The following is a 26,092-nucleotide window of genomic DNA, read 5'->3' on the forward strand; positions in this document are numbered from 1 at the left end:
ATGATGAAGCCGCTCGCCCTCCTGACCGCTCTCGCCGTCGCGCCGATCCCGGCCGGGGCCGAGACCTTCGCGACCTTCTCGGAGGCGCTGCGATACGTGCAGGCCCATGCCGATCAGACCTTCGAGACGCGGTTCGGCGACGAGCTGGCCTTCTACCCTCCGCTCGATCTGGTCTGGAAGCTCGATGGCAATGAAGCCATCGACTACGGTGTGATCCGCGATCGCCGCGACGGTAATTGGGTGATCGAATGGCTGAACGGCGACCCGCGCGCCTTCGCCTTCGACGCTCCCCCGCCGTTGACCGCGACGGGACGGGACGTCCCGGCAGCCTTGGTCGATCCCGTTCGCGCCCTCGATGGCGCCGTCCTCGCCGCCCCCGTCGGCCCGGCCCCGACCGGGACCGCCTTCGCGGGCTTCTTCTCGCTGGCCTTCCCCGAAGGATCGGAGGCCGGGACCGGCCGCTGGTTCGTCTATGGCGACAGGGTGGAGATCGAAGTCGATGGCGTCGCCCAGACCTTCGATGCCGACATGGTGCGCGAGGTCCTGCAATGATCCGCCTCGTCTCCATCCTCGCGCTCGTCGCCACGCCGCTTTCCGCGCAGATCTCGGTCGGCTCGGAAGATATGGACACCGCGACCGTCTCACCACCCGAGACTGATACGCCCGCGGCCGCGCCCGATCCCGACGGGATCGGGCTGCTGATCGGTGATGTCTGGGACTGGCCGCCCTGTCCGGCCGATGCGATCCGCGAAGCCTATGACGAAGCCACCGACGGGTTCGAGGCGGCGGACCTGATGATGATCGAGCGCGAAGTGCTCGAAGCCTGCCAGTGGCGCACCGATCTCGTGGAACAGGCCATCGAGAACGACCTCGCCGTGCGGGAAGCCTGGGAAGAATGGCGCGGGGCGGGCACCGTCACTGCGCCCGAGACCGTCGTTCCCGTGGAGCCTGCTGCAGCGCGCTCCGAGCCGCGCCCCGAACCCGTCATCGTCCCCGTGGTCCAGACCCGCTCGGCCGAGCATTTCCGGACCTATGTGATCGGCGGAAGCGGGGACCGCTTCATCGCCCTGCTGCAAGTGGTCGAGGAGATCGCCGGAGCCGCCGTGGGCCAGGAACTGCGCGTCCGGCAAGGCTCCGTCCTGCCCGGCGGCGTCGAGGTCGTCTCGATCGACCGCGCGCGCGTCCTCGTGCGCGACGAGCTGGGCGAACTGGTGCTGCCGCGCATGTCCGGCTCGGATCAGCCGCTGCTCGAAGGCACGCGCAGCGAGGCGGTGCGGCCATGAAGTTCGGCACGCTCTTCTCCGGCTGGTCCTTGCCCAAGCGCCGTCGTCCGACGGTGCTGGAGAACGGCATCATCCTGGCCGGAAGCCCGAGCTGGCAGGAAGTCTGCGCCGTGCGGGATACCGGCGAATGGTTCATCGCCGATGGCTACACCACCGATGAAAGCGTGCTCGAAGAGCTGCAACAGATCGTCGATTGGGGCACGTTCCCCCAGTTGACCACCCGCAACGTCGTCAAGCTGGCCGACATCAAGGCGCTCTACGAGAGCGGCGACATAGATCGCCGCCAAACCCTGCGCCGCAGCTCGTCCGAGTTGAACCAGCGCATCCATCAGCTTCTCGCCGATGCCACCCGCGCCCGCGCGAGCGATCTCAAGATTCTCGTGCGAGACGGGGCGACCGAGATCCGCGCCAAGATCGCCGGGGCCGAGATCGCCTTCGGTCCGCAATGGACCCGCGAGGAAGGCATCGCCGCCTCCGCCGCGATCTTCGACGCCCGCGATGGTGGCAGCGGCCAGACCTCGCGCACCGAAGGCACGTTCCAGTCCTTCTCGGTCAGCTCTGCGCCCCTCTTCCCGCTCCCGCAGGGCCTCGTGAAGCTGCGCGGTCAGGCAGGCTCGCATGAAGGCGATAACGGCCAGCAGGAACATACCGTCCTGCGTCTCTTCTATTCCGAGGCCGACGCGGCCACGAAGACCCTCGAAGACCTGGGCCTCGACGCGGAGGCCATGGCGGCGCTCGCGCGTATCCGCCGCGCTGGCGACGGCGCCATGGTCATGGGCGGCTCCACCGGCGACGGGAAGTCCACCACACTTATCCGCATGGTCCAGCGCCTCCATCAGGAGACCGATGGCCGCGTCTCGATCGTCACCGTCGAGGATCCGGTCGAGGTCCGCCTGCGCGAAGAGGGTATCATCCAGATCCCCGTGGCCTCCGCCGGGGACGGCGAAGCCCGCACCGAAGTCTACCGCAAGGCGCTGATGCACTTCTCCCGAATCAACCCCGATGTCGGGGTGATCTCGGAAATCCGCGATGTCTATGGCGCGGCACAAGTCCTCCAGTTCGTCTCGTCCGGCCATCTGTGCCTGACCACGCTCCATGTCGGCGAGGTCAACAACATCCCGTTCCGCCTCATCTCGATGGGCGTGGCTCCGCAGGAGCTGGCCCGCCCCGGTGTGCTGCGTCTCCTGATGATGCAAAAGCTGCTGCCGACTCTCTGCCCCGACTGTGCGCAGCCGGTCGGCAAGGAAGACGCGCTGCCCGCTTATCTCGACGGCCTCGCAGCACCCGAGCGCGCGAAGCTGCGCCTGCGCAATCCGGCGGGCTGCAAATCCTGCCGCAGAGGCTCGGGCAGCGGCGCCGATGCCTGGGCGGGTTACGCGCGGATGAGCGCGGTCTGCGAGTTCATCGAGCCCGACAGCTCCTATCTCGCCGCCGTGGCCGAGAACGACGCGCTCGGCGCGAAGGCGCATTGGCTCACCCCGCAAGACAAGGGTGGTTTGGGCGGCGTGCCCCTCGGCACCAAGGTCCTCGCCCGCGTCCTCGATGGCAGCGCCGATCCGTTCGATGCGGAGACCAAGCGCGCACATGAAGGCATGGAGACCCGCAAGGGTCCGAGGGTGGCGGCATGAGCTTCGAGCCGACCTGGCCGCGTCGCATCCGCCGCGCGCTCTTCACCTCGTCGCTGCGCGCCGACAGCTGGGAGCTGATCGCGCAGCTGATCGACAGCGATATGGACACTGGCCAAGCCCTTGAGCTGGCCGCGAAGACCATGAAGGGGCGCGGCAGCGGCACCGCCGCCGACATCCTGTGGGACATCCGCGAAAGCCTCGCGACCGGCCGTCTGACCCAAGCCCTGCAATTCTACGGCTCGGGCGGCGAGGCTCCGCTCTTCGCCAATGCCGCCCATGCCGATCTCGGCGTGCTGCTGACTGGCGCGGGCCGCATCGCGCGCACCGATACCGAGATCAAGCGCGCGACCTCCGCCGCACTTGCCATGCCGGCCCTGCTCTTCGTGGCGATCGGCATCCTCTACTACGTGCTCGGCACCCAGCTCTTCCCGGTTCTGCGCGAGATCTCCAACCCGCTTCTGTGGAACCCGATCACCTCGCTGGTGGCGACCATCGCCGAAGGCGGTGCCGCGAACGGGCAGCTCATCGCGAGCATCGTGGTGCTGATGGCCGTCGCCGCGTTCCTGTCCCGCCCGATCTGGACCGGCCGCCTGCGCCGCTTCGCCGACCGGGTGCCGCCCTGGAACGTCTATCGCTTCCGCTACGGCGTCGGCTTCGCGATGGCCGTGGTGGAACTGGCGCGCGCGGGCGGCGACGTGAACTCCCGCGCCATCCGGCGCATGGCCGAACATGCCTCTCCCTATGCCCGCGACCGCATGGAGCGGGTCGCGGTCGAGCTGGAGACCGTGGACATCGGCACGGCCTGCATGAAGGCGGGCCCCGACTTTCCCGATCGCGACCTCTCGCCGGTCCTCGAAGCCCTCGCCCCGCGCGTCGGCGGGATCGTCAGCTTCGGCACCTATCTCGACCGCTGGATCGGCAAGGTCGAGCGCACGATGAAGCGCAATGTCGCGATCCTCAATCTCATGTTCCTGGCGTTCTTCGCGGTCTCTCTCGCGGCCGCGATGATCGCCATGCTCACCTCGGTTCAAGCGGTCCAGTAAACCATGAAGGAGACAGACATGACCGATACGACCCCCGACCTGATGAAGTACACCCTGCCGATGACCGGCGGGCTCAAGCTCAAGGGCCGGCGCAAGCGGCGCGGCCTCACCGTCGTCGAGACCAGCCTCGTCATGGGCATCGTGCTCGCCCTGCTGATCGTGCTCTACTTCGGCTATCAGGCCTTGCGCGAGAGCCAGCGCAACGCGGCGCTCTCCTCGCAGGTCATGCGCATCGTCAACCAGGTGGAAACGCTCTACGCCTCCTCCGCCGCGGTGGACAATGGCGACCTCCTGCCAGTGCTGATGACGACCGGCCAGTTCTCCGAGCGCGAGATCTTCCTCGACAACGGCGACGCCGTGATGGTCAACAGCTGGGACACCGAGATGGATGTCGCCGGGGCCGGGGGCCGCGACTTCACCGTCACCGTCAACGATGTCGAGCCGAGCGCCTGCCAGGCGGTCGCGGGTGCCTTCATCGAGGGCGTGCGCGAGCCCGACGCCGTGACCATCAACGGGGCTGCGACGGCTCTGTCGGTGGCGAACATCAACGGCGCCTGCGATCAGGCGCAGAACGACGTGGTGTTCACCTTCTGATGCGGATCCTGCCGACATATCACATGCGGCAGCCGAAGCTCTCCGGGCGGCGGATCCCCGCCGCCCGGTCCCGCAGGGGCGCGCTTCTCATCTGGCCGACGCTGGCAGCCGCCCTCGTCGCCCTGTCCTATGCCGCCTTCCTGCAAAACCGTGCCGAGCTCGACGCCCGCGCGCGGCTCGATGCCCGTGTCGAGACCATCGGGCGGCTCGGGCGCCAATTCGAATATCTCGTCGCGGCCCGCGCCGACAATCCCGCCGATCTCTGGAGTGCGGTCGCACCCGAGACCGGCATCCTCCTCGGCGGCCCGCCGATCGAGCTCGCGAGCGGCATCGAACCCGCCGCCTGGTTCGACGGCAACCCCGCCCATCTGGGCGAGGATGTCGAGCTGGAGTTCCTGATCGGCCGCGCGACCGGCTGGGAGCGCGCCACCGGCATCATGATCGTCCGGGCACCGGACGACATGCCGACCGTCACCCTGCGCCGTATGGCCGAACGGCTCGCCACCGGCGACACCGACAGCAGCGGCATCACCGAACCTGCCGAAGCCGTGGCCGAGCTGGTGCTCGGCCGGACGCTCACAGACCGCGAGATCGCGGTCTACGCCTTCCGCTATCTCGATCTCGGCGAGGAGTTCGTGCTGCGCGACACCTGGATCGGCGTGCCGCAACGCGGACTGGAAGCCGATCTCGATCTCCACGGCAACGTGCTCACCGATGTCGGCGGTCTCTCGGCCAGCATGGTCGAACAGGCCGGATCGGGCGGCACCGCCATCGAGACGGCCGAGCTGACGCTCACCTCCGTCGCGGGCACCGCGACCACCAATGCCGTGACGGCCGAGACCATCGAGGCGACCGCGCCCGGATCGGTCACGCGCCTCGACGGGCCGATGGTCCTCGACTGGTTCGGGGCGGGGGTGCTGAACGCCGACAGTCTCGATGTCACCGGGGCCAGCGTCACGACGGCGGGCGGCGGACCGGCGAGCCCCGTCAATCCGCTCGCGAGCGGTCTGCGCGCAGGCGACGTGACGATCTCGGGGGCCGTCGACAGCGTGACGCTCCTCCTGAGCGATCGCGCGGACATCACGACCGTCGAAAGCGCCTGGGCGATCGCCCCCGAAAGCTCTTTCGTCAGTGTCGAGGCCCTGATGCTCAGCACCGATCAGCTGTTTTCGGACGGCGTGTTCAACAGCAACGGAATCATGAAGGTAGGACCGGGTCTATGCCAGGGATGCTGAAGGGTCGGATCGCGCGCCGCGCGCGCCGGGGTCTCTCGATGGTCGAGGCCACCCTCGTCATGGGGATCATCCTGCTCGCCGTGCAGCAGGGCATCAATCTCTGGCAGGCCGAGATCGCGCGCCAGCAGAACCGCTCGGAGCTGTGGACGCTCTCGCGCCTCGCGGATGCGGCACAATCCTACTTCGAGGCGGACCTCGTGGACCGCATCGCCGAGGTCCGCGCCACCGCGACCTCGGTGCGCCAGATCACTGAAGTCGAGCTGGAGGGGGCAGGGGTCCTCGATCCCGGCGTCACCATGTTCTCGCCGACTGGCCGCCCCATCGACCTCTGGGCCTATTCCCCGAGCGCCGACGAGGTGATCCTGCTCGCGCGCGCCACCGGGAATCTCGATGTCGAGAACATCCCCGCGGGCGCGGACGGGCTCGGCGCGATCGGCTGGGTCTCCCCGCTCGACGATGACGCGTTGAGCGGCCCCGGCGTCGAGATGGACATCGCCTATCTGCAAGGGGCCGAAGGTCTGCCGGTCGCCGGCGATACCGTCGCGATCCGCTATCTCAACCTGCGCGCCGATCTGCGCCCTTACGTCTACCGCCGCTCGCTCGGTCCCGGCTTCGAGGAGCTGAACCGGATGGAGACGACGCTCGACATGAACGGCTACGAGATCACCGGTGTCTCCACCTTCCGCACCGACCGGCTGGAAGTGACCACGCTCTTTGCCGACTCGATGAGCGTCGCAGGCACGCTGACCTCGGACCTGATGGCCGTCACCGGCGATCTCGACGTGGGCGGAGACATCACCGCGACCAGCGCCACCTTCGAGGAGCTGGACATCGACGGCGAGATGGTCGCGAGCGCGATCGAGGCAGGCTCGGCCACGATCTCCGGGGAGGTGACGGCCACCACACTCGATGTCACCGACGCCCTGACCGGCGGCACCGGCACATTCGACGATGTGATCGCGGATACGGTGGTCGCGCAGGATCTCGAAAGCCGTCGGGGGGTTCTCCGGTCGGTTTCGGCCGATGAAGGCGTCTTCACGAACAGCCTCTATTCCACCTTCGGGACATTCCGCAACATCATCACGGGGGTCTGCACCGGATGCTGACGCGCACCGTCCTTCTCGCCTCCCTCGCGGTCCACGTCGCGGCTCCGGCCGTCGCCCAGGGCTTCGGCGAACGCCCCGCCTATGACGAACGGCGGCAGGCGCTCCTGCGCGGCGTTGAGGCCGTCGAGGAAGGCAATCGCCGCATCGAGGCCGTCATAGCCTACCAGGAGGAGCTGCTGGAAACGCTGGAGACCGATCCGGGCTTCATCGAGGACCGCGCGCCGCCCACCGATCTCTGCCCCGATGGCCGTCTCTGCCTGCTCTTCCCGTGGACCTTCGGTCAGGGGAGCGAACGCTGATGGGTCTCGACCTCTTCCTCGTCGGCCTGACCGTGCAGCTCTGGATCGCGCTCGCGATCCGCGACGCACTGCGCTTCGAGATCGAACCGGCGATCGCCGGCGCGATCGCGCTGACCTGGCTCGTGACCCTGCTCGCGACGGACGGGTCCGTCACCGAAGCCGCGCTCGGCGCACTGGTCGGCCTCGTCGTCGCCGGGATCTTCTACTGGCGGCGCTATATGGGGCAGGGGGATGTCACCCTCTTCGCGCTCGTGGGCTGGGTGACGGGCTGCTACCACCTCTTCGAGGCGGCGCTGCTCTTCACCTTCTTCGGCGTCCTGACCGGCTTCGCCTATGGCTATCTGCGCGGCAAGCGCCGCTGGTGGCGCTCGGCCTATCCTGCCGCGATCCCGGCCTCCGGTGCGGCCCTGACGCTGCTCGTCTCCGGGGGTGTCGCCTGATGTCCACCGGCTTCCAGCAACTCGACGGACTGCTCGGCCCGGTCCTGCCGCTGCTGTCGCAAAAGGATGTGATCGAGATCTCGGTCAATCCCGACGGGGCGGGCTTCGTGGAACGGTTCGGCTCGGGCAAGGCGCGCGAGTTCGCGCTCGCGGGCAATGTCGTGCAGGCCATCATCCAGTTCTGCGCAACCGCCGCGGGCACCACCGTCACGCAAGGCTCCCCGATCTTCTCGGGCACAATCCCCGGCACCCGCTGCCGGATCGAGGGTCTGCTGCGCCCGGTCGTCGCCGCCCCCTCGATGTCGATCCGCCGTGCGACCGAAAGCGTGAAGTCGATCGAGGACTTCACCGGAACCGAAGACCAGCGCGCGCGGCTGCGCGCCGCCCTGCGCGACCGGGAGAACATCGTGATCTCGGGTGGCACCGGCTCGGGCAAGACCAGCTTCGCGAATGCGCTCCTCAAGGAGTTGGGCGAGATCGAACCCGACAGTCGCATCATCCTCATCGAGGACACGGCCGAGCTGCGGGCACCGCACGAGAACACGACGGCGCTGCTGACTTCCGACCAGGTGGACCAGCGCCGCCTTCTCGTCTCCACCCTGCGCCTCGCGCCCGATCGCATCATGCTCGGCGAGTGCCGGGACGGTGCCGCGGCCCTGACGCTCCTCAAGACCTGGAACACCGGGCATCCCGGCGGGATCACGACCGTCCATGCCAACAGCGCGCGCGAGGCCGTCTCCCGCCTTGCCGCGCTCTGCTCGGAGGTCTCGCTCACGGATCAGACACCGATGATCCGTCAGACCGTCGGTCTCATCGTCCAGATCGAGCGGCACAGCTCGGCACCGGCGATCGTCGAACTTCACGCACCACTCGAAAGGGACAGCATATGACACGCTTCTCATCTTCTCTCGGGCTTGCGGGGCTTTTGCTCCTCGCGGGCACCGCGGCACAAGCCTCCGGACAGGCGATGCCCTGGGATGACGGCCTCGACGCCATTGTCAGCAACCTCACCGGTCCCGTCGCGATCGCGGCGGGCGTGCTCGGGCTCTTCGGGATCGGCTTCAAGCTCCTCTATGGCGACCAGTTCAGCCAGGCCGGCCGTCTCTTCGTCAACGTCGTCATCGCCGTGGGCCTCATGGGAGGCGGCGTCGGACTTCTCAACATCCTGCTGCCCGGTGCCGATGGAGCGTCCTATGAGATCGTCGTTCCCGTGGAGTAAGGCCGGGGTCGTGGCCGCGATGCTGAGTGCATCCGCAGCCATGGCCGACGGCCCGCCGCTTCCCCCCAGCGCCTTCGAGCAGGTCGAGGCGATCGACCAGTGGAACAGCATGACCGGTCCCGCCCCTTTGGGCGAGGACGGTCGGGTGATCCTGACCTATGGCGCGGGTCCGGCCTCGCTCATCTGCGCGCCGAACGCCATCTGCCAGATCGAGCTCGGCGATGGCGAGCTGGTCCACGACACGCCCGCCATCGCCGACCCGGTACGCTGGAACATCGAGCTGCGCGAGGCGATCTTCAACGGGCGCGAGCGGCACATCATCATCGTGAAGCCGAGCGATCTCGCCGAGACCACCGTGCTCGCGCTCTTCACCAACAAGCGGTCCTACTCGATCCGTCTGGTGGCGGACCCGACGCGCTACACGCCGCGTCTCGCGTTCCGGTATCCCGACGAGGAGCGGGCGGAGACCGACCGCCGCATCGCCGAGGCGCGCGCCGCCGAGGAGCTGCGCCAGGCCGAGGCCGCAGCCGCCGAACGCGCCCTGATCGAAAGCACCGGCATCCAGGCCGGGGCCGCGATCGTGCCCGCCGGTCAGCTCAATTTCGACTACCAGATCGCAGGCCGCGCGCCCTTCACCCCGACGCGCATCTACGACAACGGCGTCCAGACCTTCATTCAGTTGCCCGAGAATTACCGCCGCGACATGCCGATCTTCATGGCCTCCTCGCAGGGAACGGACGAAGCCGTGAACTACCGCATAGATGGCACGCTCTTCGTGATCGAGGGCATCTTCGAGCAAGGGCTGCTGGTCAACGGGCGCGAACAGATCCGCATTCGCAGGAGGTAAACCGTCATGATGCTCCGCTGTCTCATCGTCGCTCTGGCCCTCACACTCGCGGGCTGCGCCGACATCACGTCGGGCGGCACGTCCGACGTGCCGCTGACCGACCCGCAGAATTGCGCGGTCGGGTACGATCTGAGCCGCGCCGTCGGCGAGAATGTCGAGCTGCGCCGCACCGTGCTCGTCGCCCCCGGCCGCCCCAATCGCTGCGAGGAATACGCGCTCGCCTATCTCCAGCGCGCGGGCTTCGCCGTCGATCGCACCGGGCGCGCACCCTCCTTCACCGTGACCCTCGACCGGATCGCGGAGTTCCAGTTCATGGCGACGGCGACGATCGGCGACACGCTCCAGATCGCGCGCATGTACCAGCCGCAGGGACCGGGCGTCGTCGCCCTCTCGCCCATCACCGTCGTCCATCTCGGCGACGAGGCGGTCTGGCGCAGCCTGCCGGGGCAGTTCGACTGATGGCAGAGATCCCCCGCAACCACCTCGCCCATTCGCTGACCAAGGCGCGGACCATGCAAGGCATGGAGCCGCTGCCCTTCATCATCCTGCTCATGGTCTGCGGGCTCGGGATCTACCTGACCTTCGTGCGGGCCTGGTTCGGCTACCTGCCGATCCTCGGCTTCGCCGCCCTGCTCGTGACCGGCATGGGCGCGCTGCGCCGCCTTGCCGACCACGATCCGATGTTCTTCCAACTCCTCGTCGAGCGGCTGAAGGGGGCCGATGCCTTCGCGCCCTACGACCCCGACATCTCCGAAGGGAAACGGCGATGAAGACGGTGGATTTCTCCGATCAGCTTGCCTGGTCCATCGCTCCCGCGCCGGGCGTCGTCCTGTGCAAGGATGGCAGCATGGTCGCGGGCTGGACGATCCAAGGCTACGATCATGAAAGCGCCTCGATCCACGACCGCGCCGACAATAGCTGGCGCATGGCCGCCGCTCTCTCGGGCTTCAAGCAGGGCGCAAGCTTCTGGGTCGAGTTCACCCGCCGCCGCGAGCGCACCTATGTCGGCTCCGCCGAAGAGTTCGACATGCCCGCGCTCAAGCTCATGCAGATGGAGCGCAGCGTCCAGTTCGAGGACGGGGGCGATCTCTTCGCCGTGGAGACCCGCCTCTACGTCCAGTTCTCCGCCTTCAACGAGACGAAGGAGCTGAAGGCGCGGATCGCGCAGTTCGAGCAATTCTGCCTTCAGGTCGAGAGCCGCTTCTCCAACGTGTTCCGCTTGATGCGCCTGCGCGCGGAGACGCTGACCGACACGGCCGGGGAGGGGTACGGCACGGACGAGCTGATCTCGGGCCTCGGGACCGCGCTCAAGGGCGAGCGTCGCCGCCTGCGCCTGCCGCCCGGAACCGTGCCCTTCAAGCTCAACGCTCTCATGTCGCCCGAGGTCCGCCGCGAACATCTCTCCTCCCACGTCCATGTTGATGGCGCGCCGATGGCCGTCATCGCGATCGACGGATACCCGCCCTACACCTCCGCGGGCGTGATGGAACGGCTGGCGCATCTGCCCTTCGACTACCGGTGGTGCTCGCGCTTCATCTGCCTCGGGGCCAATGCGGGCCGCAAGGAGATCACCAAACGCCGCCGCTTCTGGGCGCAGGAGAAGACTTCGCTCGCCTCTCAGGCGACCGGCGCGCAGGACAGCAACGCTGATCGCTTCGCGATCCGCATGGAGGACGAGACCGACGAGGTGCTGGCCGCGATCGCGCAAGGCGATCTGCAATACGGTATCTACTCGGGCACCCTCACCATTTTCGGCTCGCGTCAGGACAGCGATGACGCCGAAACGCTGAACCAGGCCATCGAGACGGTCCGCGAGACGCTGCTCTCCTGCGGGTTCGAGGCGCGGATCGAGACCTTCAACGCGCTCGATGCCTGGCTCGGCTCGCTGCCCGGCCACGCGCACAAGAACCTGCGTCGCCCGATGCTCTCCACGGCCAATTTCGGGGACATGGTACCGCTCTCGACGACCTGGCGCGGCGAGGAGACCAACCCCTGTTCGCTCTTCCCGTCCAACTCCTCGGCGCTCTTCACCGCCCGCGCCCGCTCGGGCGAGCCCTACTACTTCAACCTCCATTCCGGCAATGTCGGCCACAGCCTGATCTTCGGCCCGACGGATGCCGGTAAATCCGTGCTGCTCGGCTTCCTCGCGGCCAACTGGATGCGCTACCCCAATGGGCGGGTCATCGTCTTCGACAAGCGCCGCTCGATGATGCGACTGACCCGCGCGGTCGATGGCACCTTCGTCGATCTCGGCGCGGAAGCGCGCGGGCTGAACCCGGTCGGCGGTCTCATGGCGATCTCGAAGGACGCCGCGGCCGAATGGCTCGAACAGATGATCGTGCTGACCGATCCCGAGATCACCGACCGGCGCGCGATCCGGCAGGAGATCCGTCAGGCCCTCAACCTCGCCAACGAGAAGACCACGCTCGAAGAGATCGCGAACCTGATCCAGCACGACGCCGCACGCGCGGCCTTCGCGGCCTATCTCACGCCGGAGAAGAAGCACATCTTCTCCTCCCCGACCGATCAATATTCGCTCGGCCGCTGGACGGTGTTCGAGCTGAACGACCTCTTCGAGTTCGACCGCACCACCGCGATCCTCGTCATCGACTACCTGTTCCGCAAGATCGAGGCGCAGCTCGACGGGCAACCCACGCTCATCGTCATCGACGAAGCCTGGGCCTTCATCTCGCATCCACTCTTCGCCGACCGCATCAAGATGTGGCTGAAGGAACTGCGGAAGGCCAATGCGAGCGTGGTCATGGCGACGCAGGCCGTCTCCGACACGCTCGACACCGGCATCACCTCGGCGCTGCTGGAAAGCTGCTTCACCAAGATCTTCCTGCCAAACCCGGCGGCGAAGACCCCGCAAGGGACGGCGCAGTATCTCGCGCTGGGGCTCACGGACGCGCAGATCGACATCATCACCGGGATGCAGCGCCACCGCGATTACTACATCACCAAGCCCGAAGGCAGCCGCGTGGTCGATCTAGTGCTGGGGCGCGCGACGCTCTCGCTGATCGGGCGGACCTCGACCGAGGACAGCCGCGCCGCGGACGAAGCCTATGGCGACAACCCGAACTTCTGGGAGGAGGACGTGCGCAATGTACTCGCGATCTAGGGCCCTTCTGCTCTGCCTCGCCATCCTGTCAGGTCCGGCCGCCGCCGGCGGCGGCGGTCTGACCGGCGGTGCGACCGAGTGGACGCAGCTGATGAACAATGCCGAGCTGGTCGCGCTGACCGGCATAAATGCCGAGGAGCTGGCGACACAGGCCGAGATCCTGATGACGCAGATCCGCGAACTCGACACGGCGCTCAAAGCCTATCGCAACCTCATCGCCAATACCGAGATCCTGCCCGACATGACGATCAACATGGTCGCGGACCGGATCGGCGAGCTGGGCGAGCTTTACGCGCGGGCCGAAAGCGTGAGTTTCGACCTCTCCTCCCTCGACAGCTTCCTGTCGAGCGATGCGGTGCGCGACATGGGCTTCCAGGCCGAGCTCTACACGCCCGAGGAATACGGGGCGCGGCTCGGCGAATGGCAGAATGCCTGGTCGGGCGCGATGGACGTGGCGCTGAGCACCGCGGCGCTCACGCGCGAGGATGTCGCGACCGAGGCCGATCTGCTCGACACGATACAGGACCGGATGCGCTCGGCGGAGGGGCGCAACGAGCTGTTGCAGGTCTCGGCCGAGCTGTCGTCTTCGCTGAGCCGCCAGATGCTCGACCTGCGCTCGATCTCCGCAGCACAAGCGGAACAGACCTCGATCGGCTGGGGGCGCATGATCGCGGAGATGGACGCGACTGCCGCCGCCGAAGAGAACTTCCGACAGCAGGTTCGCCGCGACATGGATACGGTCGAGGACGTGCATGGCGGCCGCCGGACCATCAACGAGATTCTGGGGATCGGCCGATGAACACTGCGCGCCTTGCACTCTGGCTGATCCTTCTGCCCTCCGTCGGGTTCGCCCAGGAGAGCGGCAACCTCGAAGGCGTCATCATCAATATGCGCGATGTCTCCTCGCAGATGTCGGGCCGGATTGCGATGGCCGCGACCTCGCTGCTCCTGGCTCTCGCCGCGATCGAGTTTGCCTGGACCTTCGCCAAGGAGAGTATTCAGGGCGGCGGTCTCAACCAGATTCTCGTCAAGCTCTTCACCCGGTTGATCGTCATCGGCTTCTTCATCTTCGTGATCCGCATGGGTGACGATCTCGTGGCTCTCGCGATCGAGACGGCGAGCGTGATCGCATCCATGTCGCCCGAGGCGGTGGACCCCAGCCCCGACGGGATGCTGGCAGACGTGCTGACACTGATCGGTGAACTTCTCGACGATATGAGCTTCTTCGAGCCGGGTCGCGCCTTCGGCATCATCATGGTCTGCATCGGCGTGGCGATCGCGGCTGCCGTCGGCGTCGCTTTCCTCATCGTCGCCTATGCAGAGCTGTATCTCATGGCCGTGGCGACCATGATCGCGCTCGGCTTCGGGGCACTCGAAGCCAGCCGCGATATTGCCATCGGCTATCTCAAGATGATCCTCGGCAAGTGCTTCAAACTGATGACCGTGCAGATCGTCTTCGGGATCATCTTCGGCGTGGTGAACTCCGCGCTCGACACGAGCGGCGATCTCATCGCGCTTCTCCAGATCCTCATGATCCAGATCATCGGCGTGTTCCTGATGATCCAGCTGCCCTCGGCCGCCGAGTCGATCACCGGCTCGGCAGGGGGGACCTCGGCCGCCGCGCTCTTGGGCGGGGGTGCCGGGATGATCGCGTTCAAGGCCGGGAAGGTCGCGACGCGAACCGGCTCCGGTGCCGCCTATGGCGCGGCCTCCGGCGCGATCGGCAGCGTGCGCGCGGCAGCCGCGAACGCGGACGTGTCGGGCGGCGCGCAATATGCAGGTGCCGCACTGGCTGGCGGGGCCAAGGGCGGCGCCGTGGGAGCGGCCCGTGGTCTTGCAATGAGCGAAGGCGCCACCACGCGCCTGCAACAGGATGTCGCGCAGTTCCTGGGAGACCGTAAGAAATGACGATGGAAACCGACCCCTACGCGCGCGCCGCGCGCAACTGGGATTCCGAGATGGACATCTGGAAGCGCCAGGCCCGCTTCCTCAGCCTCATCGCCATGATGGGTCTCGCCGTCGGCGCCGTGGGCGTCGGCTTCGGCGTCTGGGCGGGCGTGAAGAGCGAGTACATCCCCTATCTCGTCGCCATCGACGATCTCGGCCGAGCCGAAGTGCTGTCCTCGGCGAATTTCGAGGGAGACATACCCGAGCCGGTCATCAAGCGCGAGATCCGCACCTTCATCGAGCGCGCCCGCGCCATCCCGGCCGACGAGGAAGTGCTGACCCGCGATCTCGAACGGCTCTTCACCTATGTCCGCAACGGCTCGCAGGTCCATTCCTACCTGCGCCGGTTCTACGAGGCCGAGGACACCAATCCCTATACCCGCATCCAGCGCCAGACCGTCGAGGTCGATGCCACCTCCGTCACTTACACGGGCGGGCAAAGCTGGCGCATCGAGTGGATCGAGACCGTCCGCAACCGCATGACCGGTGAGCATCAGAGCGAAGCGCGCATGGTCGCGGTCGTGGTGCTGGGCGACCGGGCCATCGCCGATCCCGGCTCGCTCAACGAGAACCCGCTCGGCCTCATCGTCGAGCATATCGACATCCAGGAGGAGACGCGCTGATGGGCTTTCTGAACACACGCGGCTCCGCCGCGCAGCTGCGCAAGAACATCCTGCTCTCGATGGCCGGTGTCACCACCTCTATGTTCCTGATCTTCGGGGTCATGGGCGGGGGCAGCTCGGCGCAAAGCAACCTGTCGGCGGAGGCGCGCGAGGTCGATCGGGTCATGCCGTCCACCCTGCTCACCTCGGCGCGCAACAATGCCACGGTCGTCGCCCAGGCCGAGCCGCAGCCCGTGATCGTGGACACACCGGCCCAGCAGCCCGTCTCGCCGATCACGCAAGAGACCATCGAGCGCGAGATGGAGCGGATCAGGACCGAGGAGGATTTCGAGCGGCAGATGATGCTCGAAGCCCTGCGCGCGCCGCTCGGGGGCAGCGTCCAGGTCCGCTACGAGGAAAGCCGGGTCGGCGACCGGCCGCTCGGCGACCTGGAACGCCCCGTCGCGCCGGCCGTCGCGGATGTCTCCGACCCCACGCCCGACCGGCGCGGGCTGTTCCAGCTCGAACAGGGCTCGGTCCTGCCCATCACCATCACCCGCTCCTTCAATACCGAGCTCTCCGGCACGGTTCACGGCATGGTCCGGCGCGACGTGCTCGACAGCGCAGGGCGCGGCATCGTTCTGCTGCCCGCCGGATCGGAGCTGATCGGCACCTATGGCGATGGGGCCGCGCTGAACCAGGACCGCGTGCTGGTGCTCTGGAACCAGCTGCGCCTTCCCGACGGCTCGATCGCCGAACTGGACGCCTCGACCGGCACCGATCTCGCCGGGCAGGCGGGCATCGAGGGCGACCGCGCCCGTGGTCTGTGGAGCACGCTCGGCACCACCTTCGCGCTCAACCTCGCGACCGGACCCGGCCTGCGCGGGCTCTTCGGCGATGGCGACAGCGAGATCGCCGACGCGATCCGCGAAGCCTCGCAAAGCACCTCCGCCAGCGTGGCCGACACCTATCTGCGCCGCGCGGTCGATGCCGCCGCCGTCTTCGAGGTCCGCGCGGGCGAACGTGTCAGTGTCGAGCTGGCCCGCGATCTTTGGCTCCCGCCATGGCGTCGCGGCTGATCGCCCTCATCCTCTGGCTGTGCCTGGGGGCCGTCCCGGCCCTCGGGTGCAGTGCGGATGACATGCTGGAGTTCATCGGGACGCTGGAAGCGCCCCGAGGCTACGACACGATCTATACCGGCATCACCCACATGCCGCCGCGCCCCGTCACGTCGATGAGCGTCGGCGAGGTGCTGGAATGGCAGGCGGAAGCGGCGCGCACCTCCGTCTCCACCGCCTCCGGCCGATACCAGATCATCCGGCCGACCCTGCAAGGTCTGGTCGATCAAGGCGTCGTCTCGCGCAGCGATCGGTTCGACGAACGCACGCAGGACCGCCTCGGCGAACACCTCCTGCGCGAGGCGGGCTGGGGACGGCCGGGGCTCTCGGCCGTGGAACAGGCCAACCGCGTCGCCGGCGTCTGGGCCGCGCTCCCGAAGGTGAGCGGGGCAGGGCGCGGGCAATCGGCCTATGAAGGCATCGCGGGCAACCGCGCGCTGACGAGCCCCGATGTCTATCTCGGTCTCATCAGCTGCGAGATCGCGCTCGAAGACGCGATCCGGGTCTCCGAAGGCATCCGGACGGTGACGCTCCAGCTCATCAATGTCGATCGGTTCCTCGAACAGATCTCGGAGGTCGCGGCCGAATTGCAGATCCCGCTCGCGCGCGCGGCTCTCGCCCTGATCGCGGCACTTGCCATCATCGACTTCTCGCTGGCCTTTGCCCGCGCCGCCATCAACGGCGACGATCTGGGGACGATCGTGAGCATGAAGTTCACCAAGCTCATCATCGTCGGCTTCTTCGTCTTCCTGCTCGCGAAGGGGCCGCAGCTGGTCGACCTCGTGAGCGCAAGTGCGCAGGCGATCGCGGATCTCGGCCGGGACGGCTTCACCTTCAGCTTCGGCGCGCTCGGCCGCGAGAAGATGTCCGCCACCATCGCCATGATCGAACAGTCGCGGCGCGAGGCCCTGGGCGTCTTCGTCGGGGTGGTCGTCGCGGCCATTCTCATGGTCCTGCTCGGCGGGCTCCAGCTCGCGCTCATCGCCTACTACTACGCCCAGAGCTTCGTCATCATGACCGTGGCGCTGTTCGGGCTGGGCTTCGGCGGCTTCGAGAACACCCGCACGATCGCGCTGCGCTTCCTCAAGGCATTCCTCGGCAGCGCGCTCCTGCTCGGGACCGCGATGCTCACGATCCTCATCACCGTGGAGATGCTGCGCACCGCGCGGCAGGAAGCGGTCGGCCTGACCCTCGCGATCCTCGGGCTGATGATCGAAGTGCTGGCCCTCACGCTGGTCTTCGCCGTGCCGCAGGCCGCCCGGAAACTCGCTGCATGACGTGAACGCAAACATGCGGCCGGGAGCACCACCCCCGGCCGCACTGGAAGGAGAGACGAATGGGACGGATCCTGGGCCTCGTGCTCGCTATCGCCTTGCTGTGCCCCGCGACGGCGCGGGCGGACCGGCTGTTGGACTTTATCGGCGAGCATGAGGCCCCGCTGGGCTACGGGCAGGTCTATGGCGGCGCTCCGGACAAGCCGGCCAACCTGACCTCGATGACCATCGGCGAGGTGCTGGACTGGCAGCTCTCGATCCGGCACCGGACCCGCTCGACCGCCGCCGGTCGGTATCAGATTATCTACACCACGCTGCGCGACCTCGTGGATCGGTACGGCATACCCCGCGAGACGGTGTTCTCCCCGGTGATCCAGGACGATCTTGCCCGCAAGCTGATCGCCGATTGCGGGCCGCGCCCGTCCGAGGCGCGGCTTCGGGAATGGGGCACCTGTCTCGCGGGCATCTGGGCAGCTCTCCCGGCATTGAGCGGTCCCGACCGGGGCCAGTCCCGTTATGCCGGCATCGCGGGCAACCGGGCGCTGATGAGCGAGACCGCCTTCCTCGCGGCCTTGCGCGACGAACCTGTCGGCACCGCCAGCACCGCGATCGCGAGCGCCGGCCTGACGGCCGCTCCGCTCAACGTCTCCGTCTACGAGTCGCAGCTGCGCGAGCTGGCGCAAATGAACGGCATCATCCGCAGCATGAGCGAGAACAACAGCCTCGGGTCCTCCGTGCGCATCGTCTTCGACCGCGATCCATACGCGATGCAGTAGAGCGATGCGCTGGGGGTGTCTTGCGATCTCGGCCGGGGCAGGGTGGCTCGGTTTCTACGTGATGGGAGCGCCGCTCGGCTGGGCGGTGCTGCCCGTCTTTATTGCCTGCCTGGAGCCGCGGTTCCGCTGGCGCCTGGCCCATGTCGCGATCTTTCATGCGCTCGTCTTCGTCACCTCGGGCTGGGGCCTGATCTCGATCACCGGGTCGATCCTCGCCGGGATCGGCTACGCCGCCTTCTTGGTCGCGGTCTCGGCCCTCATCGCCTGGCGCAGCATCCCGCTGGCCGTGCTGGTGATTGCAGTGGTGCCGTGGCACCCGGCCCAGATCGCTCTCTTCGCACCGGGCTTCGGCGCTCTGTGGGCATTCGTACTCCTGCTCGTGGCCGCGGCCCATGCTCCGAGGATCTGGATGCGGCGGATCGCGGTCGGCACGGCCGCGATCCTGCCCGTCTTCGTCTCGATCGCGGATGTGCCCGCACCGCCCGATCGACCGGTGGTGGTGATGGAGTTGCGCAAGATCCCGGCCTTCAGCGTGGACATGGCGGTCGAGATCGCCGTCTCCGCCGCAGCCCCAGGCGAAACCCTCGTCTTCGGCGAGAACCTGATCGACGCGCGATCGCGCAGCGCCTGGGCCGCGCAATGGTGCCGCCTCGCTGAAGAGCATGATGTCGAACTCTATAGCGGCGTTCTGCGCCGGGACGGCGCATCGCAGATCTGGCGCTTCGGAGACGAGGACGGGGCCTGCCGGGCGCGGCAGGTCTATGACCGTGTGATCGGCATTCCGATGGTCACGTCCGGCTGGGGGTTCGGTGATGAGCAAACCGAACCCGATCCGGGCTCGATGCGGGACATCGACTGGATGATCTGCTTCGAGGCGTTCGTGCCGCTGCGCTGGCTGGGCCTCCTGCGGTCGGACCAACCGGGGCCGGTGGTGATCGCCTCGAACGATACCTGGCTGAAGCCGACGCCGATCGACGTGCTGCGCGAGAAGGTCGGCCGGAGCTGGTCGCGCCTCATCGACCGGCCGGTGCTCTACACGACGCATCTCGACGAGGCGCTGCTGTTCGGGACGGAGGCGAGCCGATGAAGTGGGTGCTGCTGACAGTCGGGGGGGTCCTGGGCGTGATCGCGGCAGCCTCGCCGCATCTGCTGCTGGTCCGAACGCCGAGCGTGCCGGTCGGCCTCTATATCCGCAGCTCGGAGTCGGGCGCGACCTATGTGACCTTCTGTCTGCCCGAGCTGCCCCCCGGCATCCGCGCGCCCGCGCATCTATGCCAGCCCGGCAACCCCGATGGGCGGCCCGTTATCAAGCAGATTGAGCGCAGAGTAGGCGAGGGATACGTGCTGGTCGGGCAGGGGGAATACCCACTGGACTCATCGGTGCTGGGGCCAGTCGCTCACGCCCATATTGTCGGTTTCTATAGACCGTTGATTGTGATTAAGACTTTTCTGTATCCTTGGTAAATACCAAGATTCCAGTTGGCACAGGCGTCCGCACATGAGCGAAGAAGACAGAGATAGATTCCTGGACGTCTTGGGGTGGATTTCCGATTACAAGACAACCACTTTCGATCTTATCATCAAAGACATCGTGTTTTATGACGGACCCGAGCCGCTAACGGATAGGGTTTACAAAAATCTTGGTGAGTACATTGACGGAGATATCAGAGGCGTATTGCCTTCGAAATTTTCGTATGACTGGGCCGGGAAGATCTTGACTGGTGTAGATGTCCTTAGCGCTAGAAGTAGAATAATAGAGCAGGAAGAAAATGGACCTAATGCAGTTGTCAGGCAGGGTTATATTGAGGCCGTTTCGTTAACATTTGAGCTTCTTTTTGTAACGTTAACTACTTTTAGCCTGACCAGCGTTGGATGGGCATTAGGAGGACCTATAGGGGCCGCGCTTGGTATAGCTGCTGGGCGTATAGCTGGCGGTATTGCTTACTCATTCACTTTGGAGGAGCGCGCGCGCCAGTTTGCTGCTGATACATATGATGAAAACGTCAAGCTGTGGCTGGAGGAGAAGCCAGAGCTGCAACTATTGATCGATCCGGATAACGAGCCGCCATCTGATCCGATCATCGAAACGCCGCGAATTGCAGAAGCGAAAGCCCCGCAGCCCAGTGCGGTAGAAGGAAACGACGCGGACAACCTTATGCTCGGGCGCTCAGGCTGGAACGAGTTTGACGGCAAAGGTGGCTTCGACATCGTCGATTTCGCGTCACATCAATCCAATGTGACCTGGACCATCGACTTTCGGGGAGCGACACCTCAGGCTACTGCCACGGCCGGATCGTGGGGCACGGAACTTCTGAAGAACGTCGAAGGCGCCTACACTGGTGATGGCAATGACACCTTCCATATGGGGCCGTCATCAGGCGTGGCGTGGGCTGGACGGGGCAACGATCTCATCAGTTTTCAGCACACTGTGAGTGCCTACCGCGTTTATGCAGACCACGACCATCAAACATTCGTCATCGTCTCAAGGTCGTCCGAAACTGCCTATCTTGCTGCTGGTTTTGAGACATTCCAGTTCGGCGATAATTTTTATACAGCCGAGACGCTGTTGACTTACGCTACAATCAACGATGCTACCGAGCGGGATGTGAGGGTCGTGACCGAGCAGTTGTCGATCGCGGAAGCCGCGATCGTCGAGCTGTGGCTAGAGGACAGTAGCGAAGACAGCGGCTCTGACGGGGATGGGACTGAAGGTGGGTCAGACGATGGTCCAAGCGATCCAGGCGACGGCCCAACTGATCGCACACAAGTTGAATGGTACGGAAGTCAGGTCAATGAGAACGTCGCTTTTCCAAACAATCATGTTTATCTAGACATTCGTGCCGCAGATCCATCCGGTAAAGGCGTTCAGGATTTACGAGGCGCAGTTTTCCTAAGCGAAGACGATCAGTTTTCCGCTGACGAAATTATCTTTGAAAAGAATTTGGATGAGATAGATCCCGACCAATTCGATCGTAAATATAGCTTTGTAATAAGCGATTATCTCGCCCAGCACGGAACAGGAGAGTTATACGTAGGATTCTCAGAAATTGGAAATGACGGGTTTGATGCAAAAGACGAAGTCCATTGGAACTCTTTCTACTTGATCAATGAGCCACTTCAGGAGGGTGCTGATCTTGGCGTAATTCAGCCCGATAGCTTTGATATATTTGTTGATCGAAATACGCGCGACGGTCGCAATGTGCCTGTAGAATGGTATGTCGGAAATTTCGGCACAGTAGGCGTGAATACCACCAGTCACATCTACCTTTCTCGTGACGACGTTCTTTCGTCAGATGATATTTACGATGGAAATGAGCTATCAAATCGCAATCCGGGTGTGGTCAACAAAGCAAGTGAGTATGTTGGACTGCCCGGATATGAGCTGGGCGGAGAATACTACGTACTGGCGACCATCGGATCGGAAGACTACTCGGACCAAAACAACGCCAACAATATAGTATCGCTAGGTACAATTACATTTTATGATGACAACAGTGGCACTGTTGAATACGCTGCGGACAAACTTTGGTTCAACAATACAAACTCAAATCAGTTTAGGTCAGAAGAATCATTTAGCGTCTATACCGATTTCAGAAACTTGGGAACTTCTGCACCTGATAGTGAGACATTTGTAGCACTGAGGTTATCAGATGACCCCATTGCCGATGATGGAGATCAGATCCTCGAAATCCGAGAGGTACATGCAGCGTCTCCAGGAAAACTGCGAGCTATATACTTAAATGACATCGATATTCCGATCCTAGATGCCGGGAATTATTGGATTTATATCGAACTCGATCCCTATAATCAGATTCGAGAAGCTAATGAGGGTAACAACGTCACGAGTATGCTGCATATCCATGTGATTGAGGACAGTTTCGTATTTGCTGAGGCCGCGACTCCCCATGTCCCGGTTATGCTCGATCCTCCTGCACCACGAATTTCGACCGATCAGTCCGAGCCGGGCTGGATTGAAGAAGAGACCTCTGAATATCGAGATATCGTTGCGGCACTCATGAATGACGATGGATTTGATTTCTAGCTGTAATAATCATTATGTTAAACTAGGTATTCGAGGTCACTCCAATTCAATCAACAGGTCCTTGGCGTCGATCTGTGCGCCAGGGGTGACGTGGATGGCTTTGACGGTTGCGTTGCGGTCAGCCGACAGGCCGGTTTCCATCTTCATCGCTTCGATGGTCAGCAATAGATCGCCTTTGTGTATCTTCTGGCCGACTTGCACCGCGACCGAGGCCACCACGCCGGGCATCGGTGCGCCGATGTGGTCGGCGTTTCCAGCCTGCGCTTTGGGGCGGGCGGCGGTGGCGGATTTGACCATGCGGTTCGGCACGCGCACGGTGCGCGGCTGGCCGTTCAGTTCAAAGAACACCTTCACATCGCCAGCCTCGTCGGTCTCACCCACAGCTTGCAGGCGGATCTCCAGCTTTTTACCGGGGTCGATCTCGGCGCTGATCTCGTCTCCCGGTTCCATCCCATAGAAGAAGACCGGCGTCGGCAGGGTGCGGACGGGGCCGTAGTCGCGGTGTCGGTCCATGTAATCAAGGAAAACCTTGGGATACATCAGATAGCCGTTCAGATCCTCATCGTCGACATCCAGACCGTCCAGTTTCGCCGACAGTTCAGCGCGGGTGGCTTCCAGATCGACGGGGGCAAGATGCGCGCCGGGGCGGGTGGCGTCAGGCTTTCCGCCCTTCAGCACCTTAGCGACGATGTTGTCGGGGAACCCGCCCGGAGGCTGGCCCAGATTGCCCTTCATCATGTCGATGACCGAGTCCGGGAAGGACACGTCGCGCTGCGGGTCTTCGACCTCGGACCGGGTCAGGTTCTGGCTGACCATCATCAGGGCCATATCGCCAACAACCTTGGACGAGGGGGTCACTTTGACGATGTCACCAAACATCATGTTCACGTCGGCATAGGCCTGTGCGACCTCGTGCCAGCGTTCCTCCAGACCCATGCTACGCGCCTGTGCCTTGAGGTTGGTGAACTGGCCGCCGGGCATCTCGTGCAGGTAAACCTCGGAAGCGGGGGCTTCCAGACCGGCCTCGAAGGCGGTGTACTGGTGGCGCACGGCCTCCCAGTAGTTCGAGATTTCGCGCACCGCGCCCACGTCGATGCCGGTGTCACGGTCGGTGTGGCGGGTCGCCTCGACGATCGAGCCAAGGCAGGGCTGCGAGGTGCCGCCCGAGAAGGCGTCCATCGCCGCGTCGACCACGTCAACGCCTGCGTCCGCTGCCGCCAGAACGGTGGCCGCCGACACGCCGCTGGTGTCGTGGGTGTGGAAGTGGATCGGCAGGCCGACCTCTTCTTTCAGGGCCTTGATCAGCACGCGCGCCTGCGCGGGTTTCAGAAGGCCCGCCATGTCTTTCAGGCCAAGGATATGCGCACCAGCTTCGCGCAGCTCTTTGCCCATGGCGACATAGTATTTCAGGTCGTACTTGGACCGTTCGGGGTCGAACAGATCGCCGGTGTAGCAGATCGTGCCTTCGCAGACTTTGTTCGCGTCGATCACAGCATCCATCGCAACGCGCATGTTTTCGACCCAGTTCAGGCTGTCGAACACGCGGAAGACATCGACGCCGCTGGTGGCGGCCTGTTTGACAAAGGCCTGCACCACGTTGTCGGGATAGTTGGTATAGCCAACCCCGTTCGAGGCGCGCAGCAGCATCTGCGTCATCAGGTTCGGCATCTTCTCGCGGATGTCGCGCAGGCGCTGCCACGGACATTCCTGCAAGAAGCGATAGGCCACGTCAAAGGTCGCGCCGCCCCAGCATTCGACCGAGAACAGCTGCGGCAGGTTGGCGGCATAGGCGGGGGCCACCTTGATCATATCGATCGAGCGCATCCGCGTGGCCAGCAGCGACTGGTGGCCGTCACGCATGGTGGTGTCGGTCAGCTTCAGTTCGGTCTGGGCGGACAGCCAATCGGCCACGGCCTGCGGGCCTTTTTCGTCCAGCAACTGACGGGTGCCTGCGGCGGGGGTGTCGACGCGCAGATCAGGTACGCGGGGCTGGCGCGCCTCGGCCGAGGGTTTCGGGCGGCCAGCGGTTTCCGGATGCCCGTTCACGGTGATGTCCGCGATATAGGTCAGGATTTTCGTCGCGCGGTCGCGGCGGGCCTTGAAGTTGAACAGGTCCGGCGTCGTGTCGATGAACTTGGTGGTGTATTCGTTCGACAGGAAGGTCGGGTGCTTGAGCAGGTTGATCACGAAGTCGATGTTCGTGGAAACGCCGCGAATACGGAACTCGCGCAGGGCGCGGTCCATGCGGGCGATGGCCGCCTCGGGCGTAGGCGCCCACGCGGTCACTTTGGTCAGCAAGCTGTCATAATAGCGGGTGATCACCCCGCCCGCATAGGCCGTGCCGCCGTCCAGACGGATGCCCATACCGGTGGCCGAGCGATAGGCGGTGATGCGGCCATAGTCGGGGATGAAGTTGTTGGTCGGGTCTTCGGTCGTCACGCGGGTTTGCAGGGCGTGGCCGTGCAGCGTGATGTCGGCCTGGCTGGGGGCGCCGGTGGCTTCGGCCAGCGGTTTGCCCTCGGCGATCAGGATCTGGGCCTGAACGATGTCGATGCCGGTGACTTCCTCGGTCACGGTGTGTTCCACCTGAACGCGGGGGTTCACCTCGATGAAATAGAACTTGCCGGTTTCCATATCCATCAGGAACTCGACAGTACCGGCGCACTCATAGTTCACGTGCTGACAGATCTTTTTGCCAAGCTCGCAAATCTCGGTGCGCTGTTCTTCGGACAGGTACGGCGCGGGGGCGCGTTCGACGACCTTCTGGTTGCGGCGCTGGACCGAGCAGTCACGCTCGAACAGGTGATAGATCTGGCCGTGGCTGTCGCCAATGATCTGAACCTCGACGTGGCGGGCGCGGGTGATCATCTTTTCCAGATAACCTTCGCCGTTGCCAAAGGCGGCTTCGGCCTCACGGCGACCTTCCAGAACCTTTTCCTTTAACTCTTCCGGGCCGTTGATCGGGCGCATCCCGCGACCGCCGCCGCCCCAGCTGGCTTTCAGCATCAGGGGATAGCCGATTTCGGCGGCTTCCTTGGTGATGGCGTCGAAATCATCGCCCAGAACTTCGGTGGCGGGGATTACCGGCACCCCCGCCGCAATCGCCACACGGCGGGCCGAGGCTATATCGCCAAGCGCGCGCATGGTTTCGGCTTTGGGACCGATAAAGGTGATGCCATTGGCGGCGCAGGCATCTACAAAATCGGGGTTTTCCGACAAAAGCCCATATCCAGGATGGATCGCATCGGCACCGCATTCCTTGGCGACGCGAATAATCTCGGGAATCGACAGATAGGCGGCAACGGGGCTCAGACCTTCGCCGACCTTATAAGCCTCATCGGACTTGAAGCGGTGCAGCGAGAGTTTGTCTTCCTCTGCATAAATCGCGACTGTACGTTTCCCCATCTCATTGGCAGCCCGCATCACGCGAATGGCAATCTCACCACGGTTGGCAACTAGAATTTTGTCGAACAAGAGTGTTATCCTTTGGTAAAGGCGTCCGGGCATTGTTGCCCGGA

At 64.8% G+C, this 26,092-nt stretch carries 25 protein-coding genes; 24 read left to right on the top strand and 1 reads right to left on the bottom strand.

Going from position 1 to position 26,092, the window contains the following annotated elements; translation table 11 throughout:
- Genes RX333_RS09175 through RX333_RS09290 form a run of 24 tightly spaced genes read left to right on the top strand, consistent with a single transcriptional unit; the run spans position 1 to position 22,574 of the window.
- Positions 1 to 552: a hypothetical protein gene (locus RX333_RS09175; protein ID WP_316014634.1), complete on the top strand. Its 552-nt coding sequence runs from the start codon at positions 1 to 3 to the stop codon at positions 550 to 552.
- Positions 549 to 1,283, top strand: coding sequence for a hypothetical protein (locus RX333_RS09180; protein ID WP_316014635.1), 735 nt, complete (start codon positions 549 to 551; stop codon positions 1,281 to 1,283). Before RX333_RS09175 ends, RX333_RS09180 begins: the two co-directional genes overlap by 4 nt.
- A complete protein-coding gene (locus tag RX333_RS09185) occupies positions 1,280 to 2,911 on the top strand; it encodes an ATPase, T2SS/T4P/T4SS family (protein WP_316014636.1) in 1,632 nt (543 codons plus the stop codon). Before RX333_RS09180 ends, RX333_RS09185 begins: the two co-directional genes overlap by 4 nt.
- Entirely contained in the window at positions 2,908 to 3,954 is a 1,047-nt protein-coding gene (locus tag RX333_RS09190; protein WP_316014637.1) for a hypothetical protein, read from the top strand. Before RX333_RS09185 ends, RX333_RS09190 begins: the two co-directional genes overlap by 4 nt.
- A gap of 18 nt (positions 3,955 to 3,972) precedes the next feature.
- Positions 3,973 to 4,548 carry a type 4 pilus major pilin gene (locus RX333_RS09195; RefSeq protein WP_316014638.1) on the top strand — a complete coding sequence of 192 codons (576 nt, stop codon included), beginning with the start codon at positions 3,973 to 3,975 and terminating at the stop codon, positions 4,546 to 4,548.
- A 23-nt stretch (positions 4,549 to 4,571) separates the two neighbouring features.
- Complete coding sequence (locus tag RX333_RS09200; protein ID WP_316014639.1) at positions 4,572 to 5,783, top strand: hypothetical protein; 1,212 nt, start codon at positions 4,572 to 4,574, stop codon at positions 5,781 to 5,783.
- Positions 5,768 to 6,889 carry a hypothetical protein gene (locus tag RX333_RS09205; protein ID WP_316014640.1) on the top strand — a complete coding sequence of 374 codons (1,122 nt, stop codon included), beginning with the start codon at positions 5,768 to 5,770 and terminating at the stop codon, positions 6,887 to 6,889. Before RX333_RS09200 ends, RX333_RS09205 begins: the two co-directional genes overlap by 16 nt.
- Entirely contained in the window at positions 6,883 to 7,188 is a 306-nt protein-coding gene (locus RX333_RS09210) for a hypothetical protein (protein WP_316014641.1), read from the top strand. The genes RX333_RS09205 and RX333_RS09210 overlap by 7 nt, the downstream gene beginning before the upstream one ends.
- Entirely contained in the window at positions 7,188 to 7,628 is a 441-nt protein-coding gene (locus RX333_RS09215) for a prepilin peptidase (RefSeq protein WP_316014642.1), read from the top strand. The genes RX333_RS09210 and RX333_RS09215 overlap by 1 nt, the downstream gene beginning before the upstream one ends.
- Positions 7,628 to 8,518, top strand: coding sequence for an ATPase, T2SS/T4P/T4SS family (locus RX333_RS09220; protein WP_316014643.1), 891 nt, complete (start codon positions 7,628 to 7,630; stop codon positions 8,516 to 8,518). Before RX333_RS09215 ends, RX333_RS09220 begins: the two co-directional genes overlap by 1 nt.
- Positions 8,515 to 8,847 carry a TrbC/VirB2 family protein gene (locus RX333_RS09225; protein WP_316014644.1) on the top strand — a complete coding sequence of 111 codons (333 nt, stop codon included), beginning with the start codon at positions 8,515 to 8,517 and terminating at the stop codon, positions 8,845 to 8,847. Before RX333_RS09220 ends, RX333_RS09225 begins: the two co-directional genes overlap by 4 nt.
- The gene (locus RX333_RS09230; protein ID WP_316014645.1) at positions 8,822 to 9,694 is read left to right on the top strand and encodes a TrbG/VirB9 family P-type conjugative transfer protein; all 873 of its coding nucleotides are present in this window, start codon (positions 8,822 to 8,824) and stop codon (positions 9,692 to 9,694) included. Before RX333_RS09225 ends, RX333_RS09230 begins: the two co-directional genes overlap by 26 nt.
- Before the next feature lie 6 nt (positions 9,695 to 9,700).
- On the top strand, positions 9,701 to 10,153 hold the full coding sequence (locus tag RX333_RS09235; protein ID WP_316014646.1) for a hypothetical protein: 453 nt from the start codon (positions 9,701 to 9,703) through the stop codon (positions 10,151 to 10,153).
- The gene (locus tag RX333_RS09240) at positions 10,153 to 10,464 is read left to right on the top strand and encodes a VirB3 family type IV secretion system protein (RefSeq protein WP_316014647.1); all 312 of its coding nucleotides are present in this window, start codon (positions 10,153 to 10,155) and stop codon (positions 10,462 to 10,464) included. The genes RX333_RS09235 and RX333_RS09240 overlap by 1 nt, the downstream gene beginning before the upstream one ends.
- Positions 10,461 to 12,815 (top strand): hypothetical protein, encoded by a 2,355-nt coding sequence (locus tag RX333_RS09245; RefSeq protein WP_316014648.1) that lies wholly within the window; start codon positions 10,461 to 10,463, stop codon positions 12,813 to 12,815. Before RX333_RS09240 ends, RX333_RS09245 begins: the two co-directional genes overlap by 4 nt.
- Entirely contained in the window at positions 12,799 to 13,614 is an 816-nt protein-coding gene (locus tag RX333_RS09250; protein ID WP_316014649.1) for a hypothetical protein, read from the top strand. Before RX333_RS09245 ends, RX333_RS09250 begins: the two co-directional genes overlap by 17 nt.
- The gene (locus RX333_RS09255; protein ID WP_316014650.1) at positions 13,611 to 14,723 is read left to right on the top strand and encodes a type IV secretion system protein; all 1,113 of its coding nucleotides are present in this window, start codon (positions 13,611 to 13,613) and stop codon (positions 14,721 to 14,723) included. The genes RX333_RS09250 and RX333_RS09255 overlap by 4 nt, the downstream gene beginning before the upstream one ends.
- The gene (locus RX333_RS09260; RefSeq protein ID WP_316014651.1) at positions 14,720 to 15,385 is read left to right on the top strand and encodes a VirB8/TrbF family protein; all 666 of its coding nucleotides are present in this window, start codon (positions 14,720 to 14,722) and stop codon (positions 15,383 to 15,385) included. Before RX333_RS09255 ends, RX333_RS09260 begins: the two co-directional genes overlap by 4 nt.
- Entirely contained in the window at positions 15,385 to 16,443 is a 1,059-nt protein-coding gene (locus RX333_RS09265; RefSeq protein ID WP_316014652.1) for a TrbI/VirB10 family protein, read from the top strand. Before RX333_RS09260 ends, RX333_RS09265 begins: the two co-directional genes overlap by 1 nt.
- Entirely contained in the window at positions 16,428 to 17,759 is a 1,332-nt protein-coding gene (locus RX333_RS09270; protein ID WP_316014653.1) for a hypothetical protein, read from the top strand. Before RX333_RS09265 ends, RX333_RS09270 begins: the two co-directional genes overlap by 16 nt.
- Before the next feature lie 59 nt (positions 17,760 to 17,818).
- The gene (locus RX333_RS09275; protein ID WP_316014654.1) at positions 17,819 to 18,532 is read left to right on the top strand and encodes a hypothetical protein; all 714 of its coding nucleotides are present in this window, start codon (positions 17,819 to 17,821) and stop codon (positions 18,530 to 18,532) included.
- A 4-nt stretch (positions 18,533 to 18,536) separates the two neighbouring features.
- Positions 18,537 to 19,619, top strand: a complete 1,083-nt coding sequence (locus RX333_RS09280) for a hypothetical protein (protein ID WP_316014655.1) — start codon at positions 18,537 to 18,539, stop codon at positions 19,617 to 19,619.
- Positions 19,616 to 19,996, top strand: coding sequence for a hypothetical protein (locus tag RX333_RS09285; protein WP_316014656.1), 381 nt, complete (start codon positions 19,616 to 19,618; stop codon positions 19,994 to 19,996). The genes RX333_RS09280 and RX333_RS09285 overlap by 4 nt, the downstream gene beginning before the upstream one ends.
- Positions 19,997 to 20,030: 34 nt before the next feature.
- On the top strand, positions 20,031 to 22,574 hold the full coding sequence (locus tag RX333_RS09290; RefSeq protein WP_316014657.1) for a CARDB domain-containing protein: 2,544 nt from the start codon (positions 20,031 to 20,033) through the stop codon (positions 22,572 to 22,574).
- A gap of 36 nt (positions 22,575 to 22,610) precedes the next feature.
- On the opposite strand, the gene RX333_RS09295 is transcribed toward RX333_RS09290, so the two are convergent.
- Positions 22,611 to 26,048, bottom strand: a complete 3,438-nt coding sequence (locus RX333_RS09295) for a pyruvate carboxylase (protein ID WP_316014658.1) — start codon at positions 26,046 to 26,048, stop codon at positions 22,611 to 22,613.
- Positions 26,049 to 26,092: the final 44 nt, after the last annotated feature.

Source organism: Roseobacter sp. HKCCA0434 (genome assembly GCF_032464675.1).
In the GTDB taxonomy this organism is placed as follows: domain Bacteria; phylum Pseudomonadota; class Alphaproteobacteria; order Rhodobacterales; family Rhodobacteraceae; genus Pontivivens.

What these genes read in the sequence shown, in the direction of transcription:
- RX333_RS09175 (WP_316014634.1), top strand. Translation starts at nt 1, where the DNA reads ATGATGAAGCCGCTCGCCCTCCTGACCGCTCTCGCCGTCGCGCCGATC.
- RX333_RS09180 (WP_316014635.1), top strand. Translation starts at nt 549, where the DNA reads ATGATCCGCCTCGTCTCCATCCTCGCGCTCGTCGCCACGCCGCTTTCC.
- RX333_RS09185 (WP_316014636.1), top strand. Translation starts at nt 1,280, where the DNA reads ATGAAGTTCGGCACGCTCTTCTCCGGCTGGTCCTTGCCCAAGCGCCGT.
- RX333_RS09190 (WP_316014637.1), top strand. Translation starts at nt 2,908, where the DNA reads ATGAGCTTCGAGCCGACCTGGCCGCGTCGCATCCGCCGCGCGCTCTTC.
- RX333_RS09195 (WP_316014638.1), top strand. Translation starts at nt 3,973, where the DNA reads ATGACCGATACGACCCCCGACCTGATGAAGTACACCCTGCCGATGACC.
- RX333_RS09200 (WP_316014639.1), top strand. Translation starts at nt 4,572, where the DNA reads ATGCGGCAGCCGAAGCTCTCCGGGCGGCGGATCCCCGCCGCCCGGTCC.
- RX333_RS09205 (WP_316014640.1), top strand. Translation starts at nt 5,768, where the DNA reads ATGCCAGGGATGCTGAAGGGTCGGATCGCGCGCCGCGCGCGCCGGGGT.
- RX333_RS09210 (WP_316014641.1), top strand. Translation starts at nt 6,883, where the DNA reads ATGCTGACGCGCACCGTCCTTCTCGCCTCCCTCGCGGTCCACGTCGCG.
- RX333_RS09215 (WP_316014642.1), top strand. Translation starts at nt 7,188, where the DNA reads ATGGGTCTCGACCTCTTCCTCGTCGGCCTGACCGTGCAGCTCTGGATC.
- RX333_RS09220 (WP_316014643.1), top strand. Translation starts at nt 7,628, where the DNA reads ATGTCCACCGGCTTCCAGCAACTCGACGGACTGCTCGGCCCGGTCCTG.
- RX333_RS09225 (WP_316014644.1), top strand. Translation starts at nt 8,515, where the DNA reads ATGACACGCTTCTCATCTTCTCTCGGGCTTGCGGGGCTTTTGCTCCTC.
- RX333_RS09230 (WP_316014645.1), top strand. Translation starts at nt 8,822, where the DNA reads ATGAGATCGTCGTTCCCGTGGAGTAAGGCCGGGGTCGTGGCCGCGATG.
- RX333_RS09235 (WP_316014646.1), top strand. Translation starts at nt 9,701, where the DNA reads ATGATGCTCCGCTGTCTCATCGTCGCTCTGGCCCTCACACTCGCGGGC.
- RX333_RS09240 (WP_316014647.1), top strand. Translation starts at nt 10,153, where the DNA reads ATGGCAGAGATCCCCCGCAACCACCTCGCCCATTCGCTGACCAAGGCG.
- RX333_RS09245 (WP_316014648.1), top strand. Translation starts at nt 10,461, where the DNA reads ATGAAGACGGTGGATTTCTCCGATCAGCTTGCCTGGTCCATCGCTCCC.
- RX333_RS09250 (WP_316014649.1), top strand. Translation starts at nt 12,799, where the DNA reads ATGTACTCGCGATCTAGGGCCCTTCTGCTCTGCCTCGCCATCCTGTCA.
- RX333_RS09255 (WP_316014650.1), top strand. Translation starts at nt 13,611, where the DNA reads ATGAACACTGCGCGCCTTGCACTCTGGCTGATCCTTCTGCCCTCCGTC.
- RX333_RS09260 (WP_316014651.1), top strand. Translation starts at nt 14,720, where the DNA reads ATGACGATGGAAACCGACCCCTACGCGCGCGCCGCGCGCAACTGGGAT.
- RX333_RS09265 (WP_316014652.1), top strand. Translation starts at nt 15,385, where the DNA reads ATGGGCTTTCTGAACACACGCGGCTCCGCCGCGCAGCTGCGCAAGAAC.
- RX333_RS09270 (WP_316014653.1), top strand. Translation starts at nt 16,428, where the DNA reads ATGGCGTCGCGGCTGATCGCCCTCATCCTCTGGCTGTGCCTGGGGGCC.
- RX333_RS09275 (WP_316014654.1), top strand. Translation starts at nt 17,819, where the DNA reads ATGGGACGGATCCTGGGCCTCGTGCTCGCTATCGCCTTGCTGTGCCCC.
- RX333_RS09280 (WP_316014655.1), top strand. Translation starts at nt 18,537, where the DNA reads ATGCGCTGGGGGTGTCTTGCGATCTCGGCCGGGGCAGGGTGGCTCGGT.
- RX333_RS09285 (WP_316014656.1), top strand. Translation starts at nt 19,616, where the DNA reads ATGAAGTGGGTGCTGCTGACAGTCGGGGGGGTCCTGGGCGTGATCGCG.
- RX333_RS09290 (WP_316014657.1), top strand. Translation starts at nt 20,031, where the DNA reads ATGAGCGAAGAAGACAGAGATAGATTCCTGGACGTCTTGGGGTGGATT.